We start from the raw sequence: 17,271 nt of genomic DNA on the forward strand, positions 1-17,271 counted from the left end.
GGTAGGCTCCGCACTCATGGAGCAAGAGGTGTTCGTTCCGGTTCCGGCCGATCGGCTGAGGGCGGCCCTCGCCGACCCCGCGCAGGTGGCCCGGGCGGTCCCCGGGCTCCAGCAGGACGTCGGCACCGAGCCCGTCGCCGGGCGGCTGAAGGTGCGGATCGGCGGCCACACCATCACCTACCGGGGCGCGGTACGCGTCTCACCGCGCGAGGACGGCACGTACGCCCTGACGGGCGACGCGACCGAGGCCCGCGGCAGCGGCTCGGTGAAACTGGCCCTCACCCTGCGGCTGCGCGAGGCCGACGCCGGCACGACCCTCGGCTTCGAGGGGACGGCGACGGCGGACGGCCGGGTCGCGGAGCTGCCGCCGGAAGCGGTCGGCTCGGCGATCGCCCGACTGCTGAACCGCTTCGCGGACAACCTGGGAACGGGAGCCGCGGAGGAACCCGCGCCCGAGGAACCCGAGGAGTTCGAGTCCGAGTCCGCATCCGCGTCCGAGTCCGAGTCCGAGGAGGACGCGGTCGATGACGTCGATGACGTCGACGGAGCCGATGACGCCGACGAGGTCGACGGGGTTGATCTGCCCGCCGTCCCCGAGACCGTCTTCGAGGACCTCACCGGCCCCTCGGAGCCGCCCGCCGAGGCCGCGCACGCGCGCCGCACGATGATCGGACGCAGCGCGGAGGAGGTGGACCACGCCCCGCCGCGCGGACGCTACGCACCGGTCCCCGCCCCGCAGACCGTCGTCCCCAACAGCGCACTGCGCTGGGCGGCTCCGGCGGCCGCGCTGGTCGTGGCGTCGGCGATCGTGGTGGGCAGGGCACTGCGCCGACGCGGCTAGGCCGTGTCCGGCGGCCCCGCAGCGCAGCTGTGGCGGCCTCGCGCCGATCGCCCCAGTAGGGTCGTCCCGTGAGTGACGAAGACATCACGCTGACCGCGGGTGACGCGGAGGTGACCGTGCAGCCGGGCAACGGCGGCCGGGTGGGTGGGCTGCGCGTCGGCGGCCTCGAACTGCTGCGCCAGGGCGAGCGGTTCGGCTGTTTCCCGATGGTCCCCTGGTGCGGGCGGATCCGCGACGGCCGGTTCCGGGACGGCGGGGCCGTCCACCAGATGCCGCTCAACGCCGCGCCGAACGCCATCCACGGCACCGCCCGCGACGGCGCCTGGAAGGTCGCGCGGCGCACGGCGGACGGCGTCGCGCTGACGTACGAACTGGTGGAGCCCTGGCCCTACGCCGGCCGCGTCACCCAGGAGATCGCGCTGACCGAGGACACCCTGACGATCCAGCTGGCGGTCGAGACCTGGGACTCGTCCTTCCCGGCGCAGCTCGGCTGGCACCCCTGGTTCAACCGCAACCTGGGCGGCCAGGACGGCCAGGACGTGCGGGTCGCCTTCGACCCCGCCTGGCAGGAGGAGCGCGGCGACGACCATCTGCCGACCGGCAACCGCATCGGGCCCGAGCCCGGCCCCTGGGACGACTGCTTCGGCATGCCCGGCGGCGTCGACGTCACCCTCACCTGGCCCGGGCAGCTCGCGCTGAAGGTGACCAGCCCCGAGGAGTGGGTCGTCGTCTACGACGAGCAGGAGGCGGCCGTGTGCGTGGAGCCGCAGACCGGCCCGCCGGACGGTCTGAACACCCTCCCGCGCCTGGTCACGATGCTGGAGCCGCTGGAGGCCACCACGACCTGGTCCTGGACCCGCCTCTAAGCTGAGGGGCATGACGGACGTGGATGTACGCGGCGCGCTGCTGCAGCAGATCAAGGACAAGGCCGTGGTGCACGGCAAGGTGACCCTGTCGTCGGGTCTGGAGGCGGACTACTACGTCGACCTCCGCCGCGTCACCCTCGACGGGGAGGCCGCTCCGCTGGTCGGGCAGGTGCTGCTCGACCTGACCGACGGCCTGGAGTTCGACGCCGTCGGCGGGCTGACCATGGGCGCCGACCCGGTCGCCGCGAGCATGCTGCACGCGGCCGCCGCGCGCGGGCGCAGGCTGGACGCCTTCGTCGTGCGCAAGGCGGCGAAGGCGCACGGGCTGCAGCGCCGGGTCGAGGGTCCGGAGATCGCCGGCCGGCGGGTGCTGGTCGTCGAGGACACCTCCACCACCGGCGGCTCGCCGCTGGCCGCCGTCGAGGCCGTGCGCGAGGCGGGCGCCGAGGTGGTGGCCGTGGCGACCATCGTGGACCGGGCCACCGGCGCCGACCAGAAGATCCGCGAGGGCGCGGGGGTGCCCTACCTGTTCGCCTTCTCGAAGGATGAACTGGGACTGGACTGACCGGCCGCTTTGACCTGGACTTGGGCAGCGCGTGGAGTAACGGCGCATGTCTGGAAAGATGGGGACGACGATGACGTCGCACCCCAAGGTCTAGGTCAGGGCCGTAGCACGCGCCAGATCGCCAACCCGCAGATACCAAGGAGCGGACAGATGCCCATCGCAACCCCCGAGGTCTACAACGAGATGCTCGACCGGGCGAAGGCAGGCAAGTTCGCCTACCCGGCCATCAACGTCACCTCGACCCAGACCCTGCACGCGGCTCTGCGCGGCTTCGCCGAGGCGGAGAGCGACGGTATCGTCCAGATCTCCACGGGTGGCGCCGAGTTCCTGGGCGGCCAGTACAGCAAGGACATGGTGACGGGCTCCGTGGCCCTCGCCGAGTTCGCGCACATCGTCGCCGAGAAGTACCCGGTCACCGTCGCCCTGCACACCGACCACTGCCCGAAGGACAAGCTCGACGGGTATGTGCGTCCGCTGCTCGCGGTCTCCGAGGAGCGCGTGAAGGCCGGCCGCAACCCGCTGTTCCAGTCGCACATGTGGGACGGCTCCGCCGAGACCCTCGCCGACAACCTCGCGATCGGGCAGGAGCTGCTCGCCCGCGCGGTCGCCGCGAAGATCATCCTCGAGGTGGAGATCACCCCGACCGGCGGCGAGGAGGACGGCGTCTCGCACGAGATCAACGACTCCCTCTACACCACGGTCGACGACGCGATCCGCACGGTCGAGGCGCTCGGCCTCGGCGAGAAGGGCCGCTACCTGCTGGCCGCGTCCTTCGGCAACGTCCACGGCGTGTACAAGCCGGGCAACGTCGTCCTGCGCCCCGACCTCCTCAAGGAGCTCAACGAGGGCATCGCCGCCAAGTACGGCAAGCCGGCCGGCTCGCAGCCGTTCGACTTCGTCTTCCACGGCGGCTCCGGCTCCACGGCCGAGGAGATCGCGACCGCGCTGGACAACGGCGTCGTCAAGATGAACCTCGACACGGACACCCAGTACGCCTTCACTCGTCCCGTCGCCGACCACATGTTCAAGAACTACGACGGCGTCCTGAAGGTCGACGGCGAGGTCGGCTCCAAGAAGACCTACGACCCGCGGACCTGGGGCAAGCTGGCCGAGGCGGGCATGGCCGCGCGCGTCGTCGAGGCCACGCAGCACCTGCGCTCGGCGGGCCAGAAGATCAAGTAGCCCGGTGGTCGTGCCGTAGTCGTGCCGTAGTCGCTTTTGCGGTGAGCCCGGCGTCCGTCTGTCGACGGCGTCGGGCTCGCTGTATACCTGGGGTCATGGCGGACATCCGGATGGCCTCGGCCCAGGGCAGATGGATTCTGCTCACCACCGTGCTCGGCTCCAGCATGGTTCTGCTCGACTCGACGGTCGTCAACGTGGCGCTGCCGCGCATCGGCCGTGACCTGGACGCGGACCTGGCCGTGCTCCAGTGGACGGTCAACGCGTACATGCTGACGCTGGCCGGGCTGATCCTGCTCGGCGGCTCCCTCGGCGACCGCTACGGGCGCCGCAAGGTCTTCGTGATCGGCGTGGTGTGGTTCGCCGCCGCCTCCCTGCTGTGCGGGCTCGCGCCGAACGCGGGGGTGCTGATCGCGGCCCGCGCCCTCCAGGGCATCGGGGGCGCGCTGCTGACCCCCGGCTCGTTGGCGCTGATCCAGGCCTCCTTCCACCCCGACGACCGCTCGCGGGCCGTCGGCCTGTGGTCGGGTTTCGGCGGCATCGGAGCCGCGGTCGGCCCCTTCCTCGGCGGCTGGCTGGTGGACGGGCCGGGCTGGCGGTGGGTGTTCCTGCTGAACGTGCCGCTGGCGGCGGTGTGCGTGCCGGTCGCGCTGCGGCACGTCCCGGAGTCGCGGGACAAGCTGACGCACGGCCGCTTCGACGTCCTGGGCGCGGCGCTGGGCGCGCTGGCGCTCGCGCTCGTCACCTACGCGCTGATCGAGGCCCCGGGCGGGTCGGTCCTGGTCGCGCCCGCGGCCGTCGCGGGGATCGTGGCCGGGGTGGCCTTCGTGATGGTGGAGCGGCGGCGGCCGGACCCCATGATGCCGCCGGACATCTTCGCCTCCCGCCAGTTCACGGCCGTCAACCTGGTCACGCTGTGCGTGTACGCGGCCCTCGGCGGGTTCTTCTTCCTCGCGGCCCTCCAGCTCCAGGTGGTGTCCGGCTGGTCGGCGCTGGCCGCCGGCACGGCGCTGCTGCCGACGACCGTGCTGATGCTGCTGCTGTCGGCCCGCTCCGGCGAGCTCGCGGAGCACATCGGCCCGCGCATCCCGCTGACCGTCGGACCGCTGCTGTGCGCCGCCGGCATGCTGCTGATGCTGCGGGTCGGTCCCGACGCCTCCTACTTCGCCGATGTGCTGCCCGCCGTGCTGGTCCTCGGCTTCGGCCTGGTCACCCTGGTCGCCCCGCTGACCGCGACCGTCCTGGCCTCGGTGGACGTCGGCCGGGCCGGCCTGGCCAGCGGCATCAACAACGCGGCGGCGCGGGCGGCCGGCTTGGTCGCGGTGGCCGCGCTGCCGCTGCTCACCGGCATGGGCCCGGAGGCGTACCGCTCGGCGACCGCCTTCGACGACGCGTTCCAGCAGGCGATGGGATGGTGCGCCGGGCTGCTGGTGGTCGGTGCCGTGGTGGCCTTTGCGACGGTTCGTCGTCCGGCGCCGGACTGTACGCATCCGGAGTGCCTGCGGCACGGCAGTGTGCTGGCGCCTCCGCTGGAGGGCGAACAGGCGCACAAGCGCCTGGGCTAGCGCGCGTGGAACGGCGGGCGCTGGGGTGAGGTGCGCCGGGCTGCCGGCCGCCGGTGCTGTGGTGGCCTTTGCGACGGTTCGTCGTCCGGCGCCGGACTGTACGCATCCGGAGTGCCTGCGGCACGGCAGTGTGCTGGCGCCTCCGCTGGAGGGCGAACAGGCGCACAAGCGCCTGGGCTAGCGCGCGTGGAACGGCGGGCGGTGGGGTGGGGTGCGCCGGGCTGCCGGCGGTCGGCCGGCGCGCGTGGAACGGCGGGCGGGCGGTGGCGCAGACTGGACCCATGTCCATTCACGAAAACCTCCTCGGGGGCCCGCCCCCGACCCACCTCCCCGACGACCCCGAGCCGCGCGAGCTCCTGGCGAGCGGCACCGCGCCCGCCGACGTCGCCGCGAAGTACCCGACGTCCTCCCTGGCCTGGGCCCAGCTCGCCGACGACGCGTTCGAGCGGGGCAGCGTGGTGGAGTCGTACGCCTACGCCCGTACGGGCTACCACCGCGGCCTGGACAGCCTGCGCCGGGGCGGCTGGAAGGGCCACGGCCCGGTGCCCTGGGAGCACGAGCCGAACCGCGGCTTCCTGCGCGCCCTGCACGGCCTCGCCCGCGCCGCGCAGGCGATCGGCGAGCAGGCCGAGTACGAGCGCTGCACGCAGTTCCTGAAGGACTCCTCGCCCACGGCCGCCCAGACCCTGGGCTAGACCCGGGTCGGCCCGTAAGGGTGGTGCGGATGGCCCGTCCGGTCCTGGTGTGACCGGACGGGCCTTGCGTTTTCGGTGTCCGATTGCGCAGGATGCCGGTGGGGACCGGGGCCCCCGTGTCGGTAACGGCAGGGGCGGACCGCTACCCGGAGTACATAACAGGAGACAGCGATGTCCCAGCAGGCTCAGCCTCACGAGGCTTCGGAGCCCGAGACTCCGCATCTCGACTTCGCCGGCACGACGCCTTACGAGGACTACGTCAGAGCAGACGTGCTCACCCACCTCCAGCACACCCTCTCCGACGACCCCGGAGAGATGGTCTTCCTGGTCACGACCCAGGTCATGGAGCTGTGGTTCACCGTCATCGTGCACGAATGGGAGACCGCCGCGCAGGCCCTGCGCGAGGACCGGGTCCCGGTGGCGATCGACGCGCTGAAGCGTTCCGTCCGCGAGCTGGAGGCGCTCAACGCCTCCTGGAGGCCGCTCGGGCAGCTGACCCCGGGCCAGTTCAACTCCTACCGCTCCGCGCTCGGCGAGGGCTCCGGCTTCCAGTCGGCGATGTACCGGCGCATGGAGTTCCTGCTCGGCGAGAAGTCCGCGTCCATGCTGGTCCCGCACCGCGGCGCGCCCCGCGTCCACGCGGAGCTGGAGAAGGCGCTGCACGAGCCGAGCCTGTACGACGAGGTGCTGGGCCTGCTGGCCCGCCGCGGCCACCCGATCCCCGCCGCCGTCCTGGAACGCGACGTCTCGCAGCGCTACGAGCCCTCGGCGGACGTCGAGTCGGTGTGGACGGCCGTGTACTCGGCGGACGCCTCCGACGACATCGCGCGCCTCGGCGAGGCGTTGACGGACGTCGCCGAACTGGTCTGGCGCTGGCGCAACGACCACCTCGTGGCCACCCGCCGCGCGATGGGCGCCAAGGCGGGCACGGGCGGCTCGGCCGGCGTGGCCTGGCTGGAGAAGCGCGCGCAGAAGAACGTGTTCCCCGAGCTGTGGACGGCGAGGTCCCATGTCTGACCTCACCGACCTCACCGACCTCACCGGCAAGGCCACCGCGGCGAAGGAACTGGACGCCGCCGACGAACTGGCCGGCCTGCGGGCCCGGTTCGTGCTCGACGACGGCGTCTACCTCGACGGCAACTCGCTGGGCGCGCTGCCCGCCGCCGTCCCCGACCGGGTGGCGGACGTCGTCCGCCGCCAGTGGGGCGAGCTGCGCATCCGCTCCTGGGACGAGAGCGGCTGGTGGACCGCCCCCGAGCGGATCGGCGACCGGATCGCCCCGCTGGTGGGCGCGGCGGCCGGCCAGATCGTGGTCGGCGACTCGACCAGCGTCAACGTCTTCAAGGCCCTCGTGGGCGCGGTGCGGATCGCCGCGGACGGCGACGGTGGCGGCGGCCGGGACGAGATCCTCGTCGACGCGACGACCTTCCCCACGGACGGCTACATCGCCGGGTCCGCGGCCCGGCTGACCGGCTGCACGCTGCGCCCGGTGGCGCCCGGCGAGGTGCCGGCCGCGCTGTCGGAACGGACGGCCGCCGTGCTGCTCAACCACGTCGACTACCGCACCGGGCGGCTGCACGACCTGCCCTCGCTCACCGCCGCCGTGCACGCGGCGGGCGCGGTCGCCGTCTGGGACCTGTGCCACAGCGCGGGCGCCCTGCCGGTGGGCCTCGACGAGCACGGCGTCGACCTCGCGGTCGGCTGCACCTACAAGTACCTGAACGGCGGCCCGGGCTCACCGGCGTATCTGTATGTGCGCCAGGGGCTGCAGGACCGCTTCGACTCCCCGCTGCCCGGCTGGAACTCGCACGCCGAGCCCTTCGGCATGCGGGAGGCGTACGAGCCGGCGCGGGGCGCCCTGCGCGGTCGGGTCGGCACCCCGGACATCCTGTCGATGCTCGCCCTGGAGGCGGCGCTCGAGGTCTGGGACGGCGTCCCGGTCGAGGCGGTCCGGGCGAAGTCGTTGGCCCTTACGGACTTCTTCCTGGAGTGCGTGGGCGCGTACGTCCCCGAGGGACGGGTCGAGTCGCTGACTCCGGTGCGTCACGAGGAGCGCGGCAGCCAGGTGGCGCTGCGCTGCGAGGACGCCGGCGACGTCATGAAGCGGCTGATCGAGCGCGGGATCGTCGGTGACTTCCGCCACCCGGACGTCCTGCGCTTCGGCTTCACCCCGCTGTACGTCGGGTTCGCGGAGGTGGAGCGGGCGGCCCGGGTACTGGCGGAGGTGCTGGCGTAGGTGCTGGCGTAGGACCTGGCGGTGCGGACCCGGTGCGGGACTCGTGCCGGGCCTGGTTCGGGGCCCGGTGCGGGGGCTGGGTCAGGGTCCGGTGCGGGGCCTGGTGCGGGGCTGGGTCAGGGTCCGGTGCCGGCCTGTTTCAGGGTCCGGTGCCGGCCTGTCGCAGGGCAGTCGCGGGCAGGTGTGGGCAGGTGTGGGGCTGCCGGGTTCGCCCGGTAGTTCACCCGGCAGAACCGTTTTTCCCCTCACCGAGCGTGATATCCGCGTGTCCGCGCACGTCACGGGCCTGATACCGTCCCGGCCAACGGCCTGATTCTCTCCTGGTCCGCCAAATCTGTTTCGCCGCTGAGAGGTTGGAGCATGCCGGACGACGTTGTCGCAGCCCGGGCCGTCGCCGAGGAAGAGTCGGCCTTCGGGCATCCGCCCGTCGACCCAGACGTCACCGCGGCGTACGGAGACCACCCCGACCAGGTGATCGACTTCTACGTTCCGCGAGTGGAGGTGGGTCCGGGCGGTCCCGTCCCGCTCGTGGTCGTGCTGCACGGCGGGGCCTGGCGGGCGCCGTACGACCGGCGGCACGTCACGCCGTTCGCGGAGTACCTGGCGGGGCGGGGGTTCGCCGTGGCCAACGTGGAGTACCGGCGCGGCGCCGAGAGCCCGGCCTCGGAGGGGACGTCCCCGGTCGCGGGCCGCTGGCCCGACACCTTCGACGACGTCGCCGCGGCCCTCGACGCGCTTCCCGCCCTCGCCCGGGAGGCCGTGCCGCAGGCCGACGCGCGCCGCACGGTGCTCGTCGGCCACTCGGCCGGCGGCCACCTGGCCCTGTGGGCGGCGGCCCGGCATGTACTGCCCGCCGACGCACCCTGGCGCACCGGCGGTCCCGTCCCGCTGCGGGGCGTCGTCGCGCTCGCCCCGATCGCCGACTTCGCGGTCGCCGAGAAGCTGGACGTGTGCGGCGGGGCGTCCCGCCAACTCCTGGGCGGGGAGGAGCAGTTCGACGAGCGACGGCCGTACGCCGACCCCGCGCTCCTGCTGCCGACCGGCATCGCGACGACGCTGGTCCAGGGCCGCAGCGACTTGGTCGTCCCGCAGGCCGTCGCCGAGGCGTACGCGGACGCGGCGGCCAAGGCGGGCGAGGTGGTGGGCCTGACCCTCCTGGAGGACGTCGGCCACTTCCCGCTGATCGACCCGGCGGCGGACGCGTGCGCGGTGGTCGCCGAGGAGATTGCGCAGCTGGCGTGGTGAGGCTGGTCATTGGGTAGCCCCCTGCTGGGGGCCCGTGCCTCCCGTAGGTGTGCGGACCTGTCGTACCCGTAATACCTGAGAGCTACGTCGCAGAAGAGCTCCCAGGCGGGACGCGAACGACGAGCGCCGATCCGTAACTTCCAAGCCAGAAACGCCCGATGGCCGGGCGAACGGGCGGGGGAGTGGCGGGATGGCGGAGCTTCGTTTTCGCGGGCGATGGCGCGGCGATGGGGGAACGTCCAGGGCACGGCGCTTTCGCGTGCGGTGGGGTGGCGAGGGGGTAACGCCTCGGGCGTGGCGCATTCGCGTGCAGCGGGGCGGCCGAGGGGGAACGTCCAGGGCACGGCGCTTTCGCGTGCGGTGGGGTGGCGAGGGGGCGACGCCTCGGGCGCGGCGCATTCGCGTGCAGCGGGGCGGCCGAGGGGGAACGTCCCCGGCACGGCGTTGGTTCCGCGCTCTGCTGGCCGTCCTCATCACCGCCGCGGTCGTCGTCCCGCTCACGGCTGCCGCGGCCGGTCCGCAGATCCCGGCCCCGGCGCCTGCCGACCTCGCCCCGGTGACGGCCGCGACGCTGGAGAAGGCGTACGCCGCCAACCGGGCCAACGCCGCACTGGCCGCCCGGATGGCCGCCGCCCACGGCGACCGCCACCGCGCCGCCGCCGACGAGGGGTTCGCGTCCCCGTCCCGCACTCTGCTCGCCTTCGACGCGCGTGGCCAAGGGCGCGCGACCGAGGTGTTCGGGGACCTCACCCACGCCGACCGCGTCGCGATCCTGATACCGGGCTCCGACACCTCACTGGACACCTACGCCCGCTTCAGAGCGGGAGCGGCCGCGCTGTACGAGCGACTTGAGGAGGAGTCGGGCGCGCGGGGGGAGTCCGACACGGTTCGGGAGTCGGGTACGGGTCGGGCGTCGGGCACGGTTCGGGAGTCAGGTGCGGGCCAGGAGTCGGGCACGCGCCGGGCTTCGGGTGCGCGCACGGCCGTTGTCGCGTGGTTCGGCTACACCACGCCGGGCACGGTCAGCGCGACGGTGATCACGCCGGCCCGCGCCGACGAAGCGGCCCCCGAGCTGCGGGAGTTCCTGCGCGGGCTGCGCACCCTCACCGGCCCGGACACCCAGGTCTCCCTCCTCTGCCACTCGTACGGCACGGTCGTGTGCGGCCGGGCGGCCCCCGGCCTGGACGTCTCCGACCTCGTGCTGCTCGGCAGCCCCGGCACGGGCGTGGACACCGCGGCAGACCTGCGCACCCGCGCGCGGGTCTGGGCGGCCCGGGGCGCCGACGACTGGGTGGCGGACGTCCCGCACGTCAGCGTCGACCTGTTCGGCACGACGGTCGGCCTCGGTGCCGACCCGATGTCCGCGTCGTTCGGCGCCCATGTCTTCGCGGCGGGCGCCGGCGGCCACAGCGACTACTTCCGGCCGGGCTCGGCCGCGCTGGCCAACATCGCCCGGATCGTCCTCGGCGAGACCTCGGAGGTCACCGATGCGTGAGACACATCAGGCACGCCGACTGCCCGGGACACGGCGGGCGGCGGCCCGCATCGACGCCGCGACGCCCCCGCAGCGCGACCGCGCCGTCGACGCCCTGCGCGCCTTCGCGATCCTCGGCGTGGTGCTGGGCCACTGGCTGGTGACCGCCCTGGTCGCCGACGGCGGCACCCTGCGCGCCGCGAGCCCGCTCGGTCCGATGCCCTGGCTGGCGCCGGTCTCCTGGGTGTTCCAGACCCTCGCCGTGTTCTTCATGGTGGGCGGCCATGTGGCGACCCGGAGCCTCGCCTCGACCCGCGCGCGCGGCGGAACCTACCGGGACTGGCTACGGGCACGCCTGGCCCGGCTGTTCAAGCCGGTCATGGCCGTCCTGGCGGTGTGGACGGCGGCCGGGCTGGGGCTGCTGCTCGGCGGCGCGTCCTTCGTCACCCTGCACACCGTGGTCAAGCTCGCGCTGTCCCCGCTGTGGTTCCTGCTGGTCTTCGCCGCGTTGACGGCGGCGACCCCGCTGCTGGCCCGGCTCAACCCACTGTGGCCGCTGGCCGTCGTCCTCCACGTGGACGTGGTGCGCTTCGGCCTGGGCGGCCCGGACGGGCTCGGCTGGGTGAACCTGGCGGCGGGCTGGCTGGTGCCGTACACCCTGGGCGCGGCCTGGACCCGCGGCGAACTGGAGCGTCCTCGGGCGGGCCGGACACTGCTGGTCGGCGGCGCGGCGATGACGGCCCTGCTGGTCGGCTTCGCCGGCTACCCGGCGTCGATGGTGGGCGTGCCCGGCGCGGCGGTGTCCAACCTGAACCCGCCGACCCTGGCCGCCGTCACCTTCGGACTCGCCCAGTGCGGACTGGCCCTGCTGCTGCGCGACCGACTGCGCCGGGCCATGGCCCGCCCTGTGGTCTGGGCGGGAGTGGCGCTGGTCAACCTCTCCGCGATGACCGTGTTCCTCTGGCATCAGACGGCGATGATGGCGACCACCGCGACGGGCCTCCTGGCCGGCCGGCTGCCCGGCCTGCACACCGTCCCCGACGGGCTGGACTGGGTGGCGGTCAGGCTGCTGTGGCTGCCGGTCTTCGCGCTGGTGCTGGGGGTGTGCTGGGCGGCGTTCCACTCCTACGAGCGGGGGCAGGATCGGGGGGCACGCCGTGCCGACGGCCGGGGGTCCCGGGTGATCCGCGTCCACCACCGTTCCGGCCGGCCGGAGACGAAGGCGGCGCGCAGTGCCTAGGGTTGAGCCCGTGACCGGCGAGGAGAGCTCCGCTGAGGGCCGCACCCCGCTCGACGGCGCGGCGCTCGCCCCCACCGGCGGCGCGGCCCGCCGCAAAGCCTTCGCCCGGCGTGGACGCCGCTGGCTGCGGGTGCTCGGGTACGTGGTGGTGTGCTGTAGCGCCCTCGGTATCGCGCTGGCCGGCACGGACCAGCTGGATCGCTACGGCCTGGGCGTGGAACTCGGTGTGCTGACCGGATTCGCGCAAGGCGTGGCCGTCGTCCTCGCGCTGCGGCGGCCGGTGCCCGCGTGGGCGTTGTCCCTGGCCGGAGTCGTCGTCGCCGCGGTGGCCGCGCGACCGGCCCTGGTGGGTCACCCGTGGCCGGGACCGGACTGGCCCTGGACCGTTCCCCAGATCCTGGCCCACACCCTCGTGCTCCTGCTCATGGCGCTGCGGGTGCGTACCCGGGTCTCCTTGGCGGCACTGACGGCCACCGCCGTGACGACCTGGGTGATCCAGGGCCTCGTCGGCGGCGCGACGTACACCTCCACGGGGGTCACGGCAGTCGCGATCTTCGGGGCCGTCGTCCTCCTGGGCACGGCCTTCCGCGGCCTCGGCGAGGCCCGCACCCAGCTCGTCGAACAGGAGACGATCACCGCGGAGGAACGCGCCCGCCGCACCGTGCTGGAGGAGCGCAACCGGATCGCCCGCGAGCTGCACGACGTGGTCGCCCACCACATGTCGGTGATCTCCATCCAGGCGCAGGTCGCCCCGCACCTGGTGGAGAACCCGTCCGAGGAACTCAAGGAGAACCTCGCCGGCATCCGGCAGAACGCCCTCGACGCGCTCGCCGAACTGCGCCGGGTGCTCGGTGTCCTGCGCTCGGAGAACCCCGACGACCCCTACGGCCTCGGCGCGGCCGGCGCCGGTACCGCCCCGGACGCCCCGCAGCCCACGCTCGACCGACTCGACGCCCTGATGGAGAACACCCGCGCCGCGGGACTGGACGTGGTCGCGGTCGTCGAGGGCGAGGCGCCCGTGTACCCGCCGGGCGTGCAGCTGTCGGCGTACCGGATAGTCCAGGAGGCGCTGAGCAACGCCCTGCGGCACGCGCCGGGTTCCCGGGTGCGCGTCGAGGTCACCCACGACCCTCGGGGTCTGCATCTGGAGGTCATCAACTCCCGCCCGAGCGTGCCCGTACGGCCTTCCCCGGGAGCGGGACACGGTCTGCTCGGCATGCGGGAGCGGGCGGTGATGCTGGGCGGCCACGTCAACGCGTACCCGACCCTGCACGGCGGCTTCGCCGTCACGGCGTTCCTGCCGAGGGACGGCACGGCGCCGCTTCCCGACGACTCCGACGACTCCGACGACCTCGGAACGCCGGAGGGCCTGGAACTCCTCTTCCCGGACGGCCCCGACGGCCCCGGTGGCCCGCACGGCCCCGAAGATCCGCACGGCCCCGACGGCCCGGACGACCCGACCCGGCCGTCCCCGACTCGCGAAGGAAACCGATGACGACCGGCGGCACCATCCGCGTACTGATCGCCGACGACCAGCAGATGGTCCGGCAGGGCTTCACCGTGCTCCTCAACGCCCACCCCGGCATCGAGGTGATCGGGGATGCGGTGGACGGCCGGGACGCGATCGCGAAGGTCGCCGAACTCACCCCGGACGTCGTCCTGATGGACATCCGCATGCCCGAGCTCGGCGGCATCGACGCCACGCACCGCATCACCCTCGACCACCCCCACATCAAGGTGCTGGTGCTCACCACCTTCGACCTCGACGAGTACGTGTACGACGCGCTGCGGGCCGGTGCGTCCGGGTTCCTGCTGAAGGACGCCTCCGCGGACCAGCTGGCCGAGGCGGTCCGGGTGGTCGCGGCCGGCGACGCCCTGCTCGCCCCCGGCATCACCCGCAAGCTGATCGCCGAGTTCTCCCGTCTCGACGGCAAGCCCAGAGCTCCGCTGAAGGAACGGGTCGGCGACCTCACGGAACGCGAGACGGAGGTGCTCACCCTCATCGCCCAGGGGCTGTCCAACACGGAGATCGCGAGCCACCTCTTCGTCGCCGAGCAGACCGTGAAGACGCATGTGGGCCGCATCCTGGTGAAACTGGGCCTGCGGGACCGCACCCAGGCGGCGGTGTTCGCCTACGAGTCGGGGCTGGTGAGACCGGCCGGGTACTGAAGGGCGCGGTACCGAGGGTCGGGGCACCTAGGGTCGCGGTACCGAGCTGCACCGCTCCGGCGGTCCCCTGTCGAACCCGTAGTACTTGAGAGGGACGGACAGGAACCCCTCTCACTGGTGACGACCGCGACCCCCGGCTACGCCTACCGTTTTGAACGTGACCGAGACGACGCAGACGCACACCGCACACCCGGATGAGCCGGACGACTCCTTCGAGGCCTATCGGCCGCGCAGCCCGGAGTTCCGGGCGGCCGTGGAAGCCCTGCGCGGCCTGCGACAGGACCTGATCCACGACGCCTTCGCCTACCGCCCGCTGCCCCGCAAGGAGCCCACCGGCCCCGTCCTGGGCCGGCTGAAGGGCCGCAGGCGGGAGTACGCGACCTGGTACCGGCACGCGGTGGTCGGGGCGGGCGGCGTCCTGGCGATGATGATCGCCTCGGCAGACAACGGCGGAGGGAGTCTGGGCGCTGTACTCGGCCTGCTGGCCCTGGTGCCGGTGCTGATGACGTTGGTGCGGCCGATCGGCGCGTTCTGGCTGTCCCTCGCCTCGACCACGGCGGTGGCCCTGGTCGGTTCGACCTACGGCGACTGGCCCTGGCTCCCGGGCAGTTTCGCCTCCCATCTGATCGTCCTGACGGTCGTGGCGATACGCACCCGTCCCCGCACGGCGGCGTGGATGTGGCTGATGACGGCGGCCTACGGCTTCGTCGCCGAGACGGCCTTCGGGTGGGACCACTACGCCACGAACACCGCGCCCATGCTCGTCTTCTCCGCGATCATCCTGCTCACCATCACGGTCTGGCACATCCGTCGGCAGGCCGAGGAGAAGGTGACGGCCCAGGAGACGGTGACGGCGCACGAGCGGTCCCGACGCACCCTGCTGGAGGAGCGCACCACGATCGCCCGCGAGCTGCACGACGTGGTCGCGCACCACATGTCGGTGGTCGCCATCCAGGCGGAGGCCGCCCCCTACCGGGTGGAGAACCCGCCGCCGGAACTGGAGAAGGCCTTCGCGACCATCCGGGAGAACGCGGTGGCGGCCCTCACGGAGCTGCGCCGGGTCCTGGGCGTGGTCCGTGCCGAGGACTACGAGGTCCCGGACGCCCCGCAGCCCACGCTCGCCGAGCTGGACGGGCTGCTCGCCAACGTGCGGGAGGCCGGCCTGGACGTGGAGAAGGGGGTCACCGGCGCGGTGCGCGAACTGCCGCAGGGCGTGGAGCTGTCGGCCTACCGAATAGTCCAGGAGGCGCTGAGCAACACGCTCCGCCACGCGCCCGGGGCGAGCGCGCGAGTGGAGATCGGGTACGTCCTCGGCGGTCTGGGCCTGCGCATAGTCAACGGCGCCCCGCCCAACCCGACCCTGATCAAGCCCTCACCCGGCGCCGGCCACGGCATCACCGGAATGCGGGAACGGGTCACGATGCTGAACGGCGAGATGACGGCGGAACCGACACGGGAGGGGGGCTACGAGGTGACGGTGTTCCTGCCGGTCCCGATGGCCGCCGAGCCCTCCACGAGCCCGTCCGCTCCCGTGCGTGCTGCCGAAGAGGGTGGGGCATGACGATCAAGGTACTGATCGCCGACGACCAGATGATGGTGCGCGAGGGCTTCTCGGTCCTGCTGAACGCGATGCCGGACATCGAGGTCGTGGGCGAGGCGGTCAACGGCCGGGAGGCGGTGAACCGGGTCCGCGAACTGACCCCCGACGTCGTCCTGATGGACATCCGTATGCCGGAGCTGAACGGCATCGAGGCGACCAGGGAGATCGTGGCGGCGGACGGCACGGCGAAGGTGCTGGTGCTCACCACGTTCGACCTGGACGAATACGTCTACCAGGCGCTGCGCGCGGGAGCCTCGGGGTTCCTGCTGAAGGACGCCTCGGCCCGCCAACTGGCTGACGGGGTACGCGTGGTGGCGGCGGGCGAGGCTCTGTTGGCGCCTTCCGTCACAAAGCGTCTGATCACGGAGTTCTCCAAGCTGACGGACACCCCGAGCCTGTCCCGCACGGCCGCCCAGGCGTCCTACGGCGACCTGACCGAACGGGAGACGGAGGTACTGGTCCTGATCGCCCACGGCCTGTCGAACGCGGAGATAGCCGAGCGGCTGGTGGTGGCGGAGTCGACCATCAAGACCCATGTGAGCCGGATCCTGGTGAAACTGGGCCTGCGGGACCGCACCCAGGCAGCGGTATTCGCCTACGAGGCACGGCTGGTGACCCCGGGCTGACCCCGACTGCCCGACTGCCCGACTGCCCGACTGCCCGGCCGTCCGACTGCCCGTCCATCCGCCCGCCCGGCCGAGCGCGGCCAGGCCGACCTGCGCGTGGGTCGTCGGCGGAAAGGCGGAAATGGGTCGTCGGCGGAAAGGCGGAAAGCGGAAACCGACTGTTCTCCGGCCACGTCCTTGTCTCTGATCGGATCCGATGCGGGCCGCCGACGTGCCGTCAGTGTCGGGCGGCGCCGGCTCGGAAGAGGGAGGAGCAGGGCATGAACCCGGTTCAGCAGATGGAATTCCACGCCTCGTGCGGGCACTTGATATCGGCTTCGGCAGACCGTGCCGGTCAGGACGTCCGTTGCCCGCACTGCCACCAGGTGGTCCGGGTGCCGCCGCCCGACGTTCCGTATGCCTCGCCCGTCCCCGCGCCGGCCGGTGCGGCGGATCCGGTCGCGCTGACCGCCCTCTATGTGATCGCGCTGGTCGGCGGTCTCATGGGTGCCGGGCTCGTCTACCTGGTGATGTTCGACGAGTTCTCGGAGTCCGAGCTGGTCACGATCACACCGGTGTGGTTCTTCCCGATCGTCTTCGGCCTGTACGGGTTCGTCTCCCAGCGGCTGCTGCGGCGCATCGCCACAGGGCGCGCGGGAACCCTCACCGAGGCGGCCGGCATGACGATCGATGTGGCCGGGCACTGGGCGGTTCTGGCGCTCTTCCCGTTCCTGGTGCTGAAGTGGCGCAGCTCCCTGCTGGTGTCGCTCGCGGCGGCGACCTTCTGGGCCGTACTGCTGTGGCTGTTCTTCGCGCTGATCTTCCCGACCCTCTGAGCCCTGTCTCGGGTGGGGTGGCCATCCGGCGGATCCGCCGGCGGCTCCACCGGCGTCTTCGGCGAGTGGGGTCCACATGTGGCGCAGCGGCATGGTGACCGGGCCGTCGGGCTGCTCGGCCTCGATGTCGCCGTCCAGGGGCCGCCGGCCGAGGC

General features: G+C 72.8%; 16 protein-coding genes. All 16 read left to right on the forward strand.

The annotated features are described in order from the left end of the window. Nucleotides 1-16 precede the first annotated feature (16 nt). The 16 genes from ACWD4O_RS26710 to ACWD4O_RS26785 all read left to right on the forward strand — a co-directional run bounded on the left by ACWD4O_RS26710 (nucleotide 17) and on the right by ACWD4O_RS26785 (nucleotide 17,116). Nucleotides 17-841 (forward strand): SRPBCC domain-containing protein, encoded by an 825-nt coding sequence (locus ACWD4O_RS26710; RefSeq protein WP_451283508.1) that lies wholly within the window; start codon nucleotides 17-19, stop codon nucleotides 839-841. Between the two features lie 68 nt (nucleotides 842-909). Next, nucleotides 910-1,707, forward strand: a complete 798-nt coding sequence (locus tag ACWD4O_RS26715) for an aldose epimerase family protein (protein WP_451283510.1) — start codon at nucleotides 910-912, stop codon at nucleotides 1,705-1,707. A 10-nt stretch (nucleotides 1,708-1,717) separates the two neighbouring features. Then, complete coding sequence (pyrE, locus tag ACWD4O_RS26720; RefSeq protein ID WP_451283512.1) at nucleotides 1,718-2,272, forward strand: orotate phosphoribosyltransferase; 555 nt, start codon at nucleotides 1,718-1,720, stop codon at nucleotides 2,270-2,272. A gap of 150 nt (nucleotides 2,273-2,422) precedes the next feature. Next, nucleotides 2,423-3,454 (forward strand): class II fructose-bisphosphate aldolase, encoded by a 1,032-nt coding sequence (gene fbaA / locus ACWD4O_RS26725; protein ID WP_351910239.1) that lies wholly within the window; start codon nucleotides 2,423-2,425, stop codon nucleotides 3,452-3,454. A gap of 95 nt (nucleotides 3,455-3,549) precedes the next feature. Then, entirely contained in the window at nucleotides 3,550-5,016 is a 1,467-nt protein-coding gene (locus ACWD4O_RS26730; protein WP_451283514.1) for an MFS transporter, read from the forward strand. A 281-nt stretch (nucleotides 5,017-5,297) separates the two neighbouring features. Further along, nucleotides 5,298-5,711, forward strand: coding sequence for a DUF3151 domain-containing protein (locus tag ACWD4O_RS26735; RefSeq protein WP_351910245.1), 414 nt, complete (start codon nucleotides 5,298-5,300; stop codon nucleotides 5,709-5,711). Between the two features lie 171 nt (nucleotides 5,712-5,882). Next, the gene (locus ACWD4O_RS26740) at nucleotides 5,883-6,728 is read left to right on the forward strand and encodes a tryptophan 2,3-dioxygenase family protein (protein ID WP_451283516.1); all 846 of its coding nucleotides are present in this window, start codon (nucleotides 5,883-5,885) and stop codon (nucleotides 6,726-6,728) included. Further along, on the forward strand, nucleotides 6,721-7,947 hold the full coding sequence (kynU, locus tag ACWD4O_RS26745) for a kynureninase (protein WP_451283517.1): 1,227 nt from the start codon (nucleotides 6,721-6,723) through the stop codon (nucleotides 7,945-7,947). Before ACWD4O_RS26740 ends, kynU begins: the two co-directional genes overlap by 8 nt. A gap of 360 nt (nucleotides 7,948-8,307) precedes the next feature. Then, on the forward strand, nucleotides 8,308-9,192 hold the full coding sequence (locus tag ACWD4O_RS26750; protein WP_451283519.1) for an alpha/beta hydrolase: 885 nt from the start codon (nucleotides 8,308-8,310) through the stop codon (nucleotides 9,190-9,192). Nucleotides 9,193-9,595: 403 nt separating this feature from the next. Further along, nucleotides 9,596-10,687 carry an alpha/beta hydrolase gene (locus ACWD4O_RS26755; RefSeq protein WP_451283521.1) on the forward strand — a complete coding sequence of 364 codons (1,092 nt, stop codon included), beginning with the start codon at nucleotides 9,596-9,598 and terminating at the stop codon, nucleotides 10,685-10,687. Then, entirely contained in the window at nucleotides 10,680-11,906 is a 1,227-nt protein-coding gene (locus tag ACWD4O_RS26760; protein WP_451283522.1) for an acyltransferase family protein, read from the forward strand. Before ACWD4O_RS26755 ends, ACWD4O_RS26760 begins: the two co-directional genes overlap by 8 nt. Before the next feature lie 10 nt (nucleotides 11,907-11,916). Then, nucleotides 11,917-13,401, forward strand: a complete 1,485-nt coding sequence (locus ACWD4O_RS26765; protein ID WP_451283523.1) for a sensor histidine kinase — start codon at nucleotides 11,917-11,919, stop codon at nucleotides 13,399-13,401. Next, a complete protein-coding gene (locus ACWD4O_RS26770; protein ID WP_451283525.1) occupies nucleotides 13,398-14,075 on the forward strand; it encodes a response regulator in 678 nt (225 codons plus the stop codon). The genes ACWD4O_RS26765 and ACWD4O_RS26770 overlap by 4 nt, the downstream gene beginning before the upstream one ends. Before the next feature lie 157 nt (nucleotides 14,076-14,232). Continuing rightward, complete coding sequence (locus ACWD4O_RS26775) at nucleotides 14,233-15,636, forward strand: sensor histidine kinase (protein WP_451283527.1); 1,404 nt, start codon at nucleotides 14,233-14,235, stop codon at nucleotides 15,634-15,636. After that, a complete protein-coding gene (locus ACWD4O_RS26780) occupies nucleotides 15,633-16,301 on the forward strand; it encodes a response regulator (protein WP_451283529.1) in 669 nt (222 codons plus the stop codon). The genes ACWD4O_RS26775 and ACWD4O_RS26780 overlap by 4 nt, the downstream gene beginning before the upstream one ends. A 260-nt stretch (nucleotides 16,302-16,561) precedes the next feature. After that, nucleotides 16,562-17,116, forward strand: a complete 555-nt coding sequence (locus ACWD4O_RS26785) for a hypothetical protein (RefSeq protein ID WP_451283530.1) — start codon at nucleotides 16,562-16,564, stop codon at nucleotides 17,114-17,116. The last annotated feature ends 155 nt before the right edge of the window (nucleotides 17,117-17,271 follow it).

It is taken from the genome of Streptomyces sp. NPDC002623, assembly GCF_053592635.1.

Bases quoted from the DNA above. Each gene is read 5' to 3' on its own strand.
- ACWD4O_RS26710 (WP_451283508.1), top strand. From the start codon at position 17: ATGGAGCAAGAGGTGTTCGTTCCGGTTCCGGCCGATCGGCTGAGGGCG.
- pyrE (WP_451283512.1), top strand. From the start codon at position 1,718: ATGACGGACGTGGATGTACGCGGCGCGCTGCTGCAGCAGATCAAGGAC.
- fbaA (WP_351910239.1), top strand. From the start codon at position 2,423: ATGCCCATCGCAACCCCCGAGGTCTACAACGAGATGCTCGACCGGGCG.
- ACWD4O_RS26730 (WP_451283514.1), top strand. From the start codon at position 3,550: ATGGCGGACATCCGGATGGCCTCGGCCCAGGGCAGATGGATTCTGCTC.
- ACWD4O_RS26735 (WP_351910245.1), top strand. From the start codon at position 5,298: ATGTCCATTCACGAAAACCTCCTCGGGGGCCCGCCCCCGACCCACCTC.
- ACWD4O_RS26740 (WP_451283516.1), top strand. From the start codon at position 5,883: ATGTCCCAGCAGGCTCAGCCTCACGAGGCTTCGGAGCCCGAGACTCCG.
- kynU (WP_451283517.1), top strand. From the start codon at position 6,721: ATGTCTGACCTCACCGACCTCACCGACCTCACCGGCAAGGCCACCGCG.
- ACWD4O_RS26750 (WP_451283519.1), top strand. From the start codon at position 8,308: ATGCCGGACGACGTTGTCGCAGCCCGGGCCGTCGCCGAGGAAGAGTCG.
- ACWD4O_RS26760 (WP_451283522.1), top strand. From the start codon at position 10,680: ATGCGTGAGACACATCAGGCACGCCGACTGCCCGGGACACGGCGGGCG.
- ACWD4O_RS26770 (WP_451283525.1), top strand. From the start codon at position 13,398: ATGACGACCGGCGGCACCATCCGCGTACTGATCGCCGACGACCAGCAG.
- ACWD4O_RS26780 (WP_451283529.1), top strand. From the start codon at position 15,633: ATGACGATCAAGGTACTGATCGCCGACGACCAGATGATGGTGCGCGAG.
- ACWD4O_RS26785 (WP_451283530.1), top strand. From the start codon at position 16,562: ATGAACCCGGTTCAGCAGATGGAATTCCACGCCTCGTGCGGGCACTTG.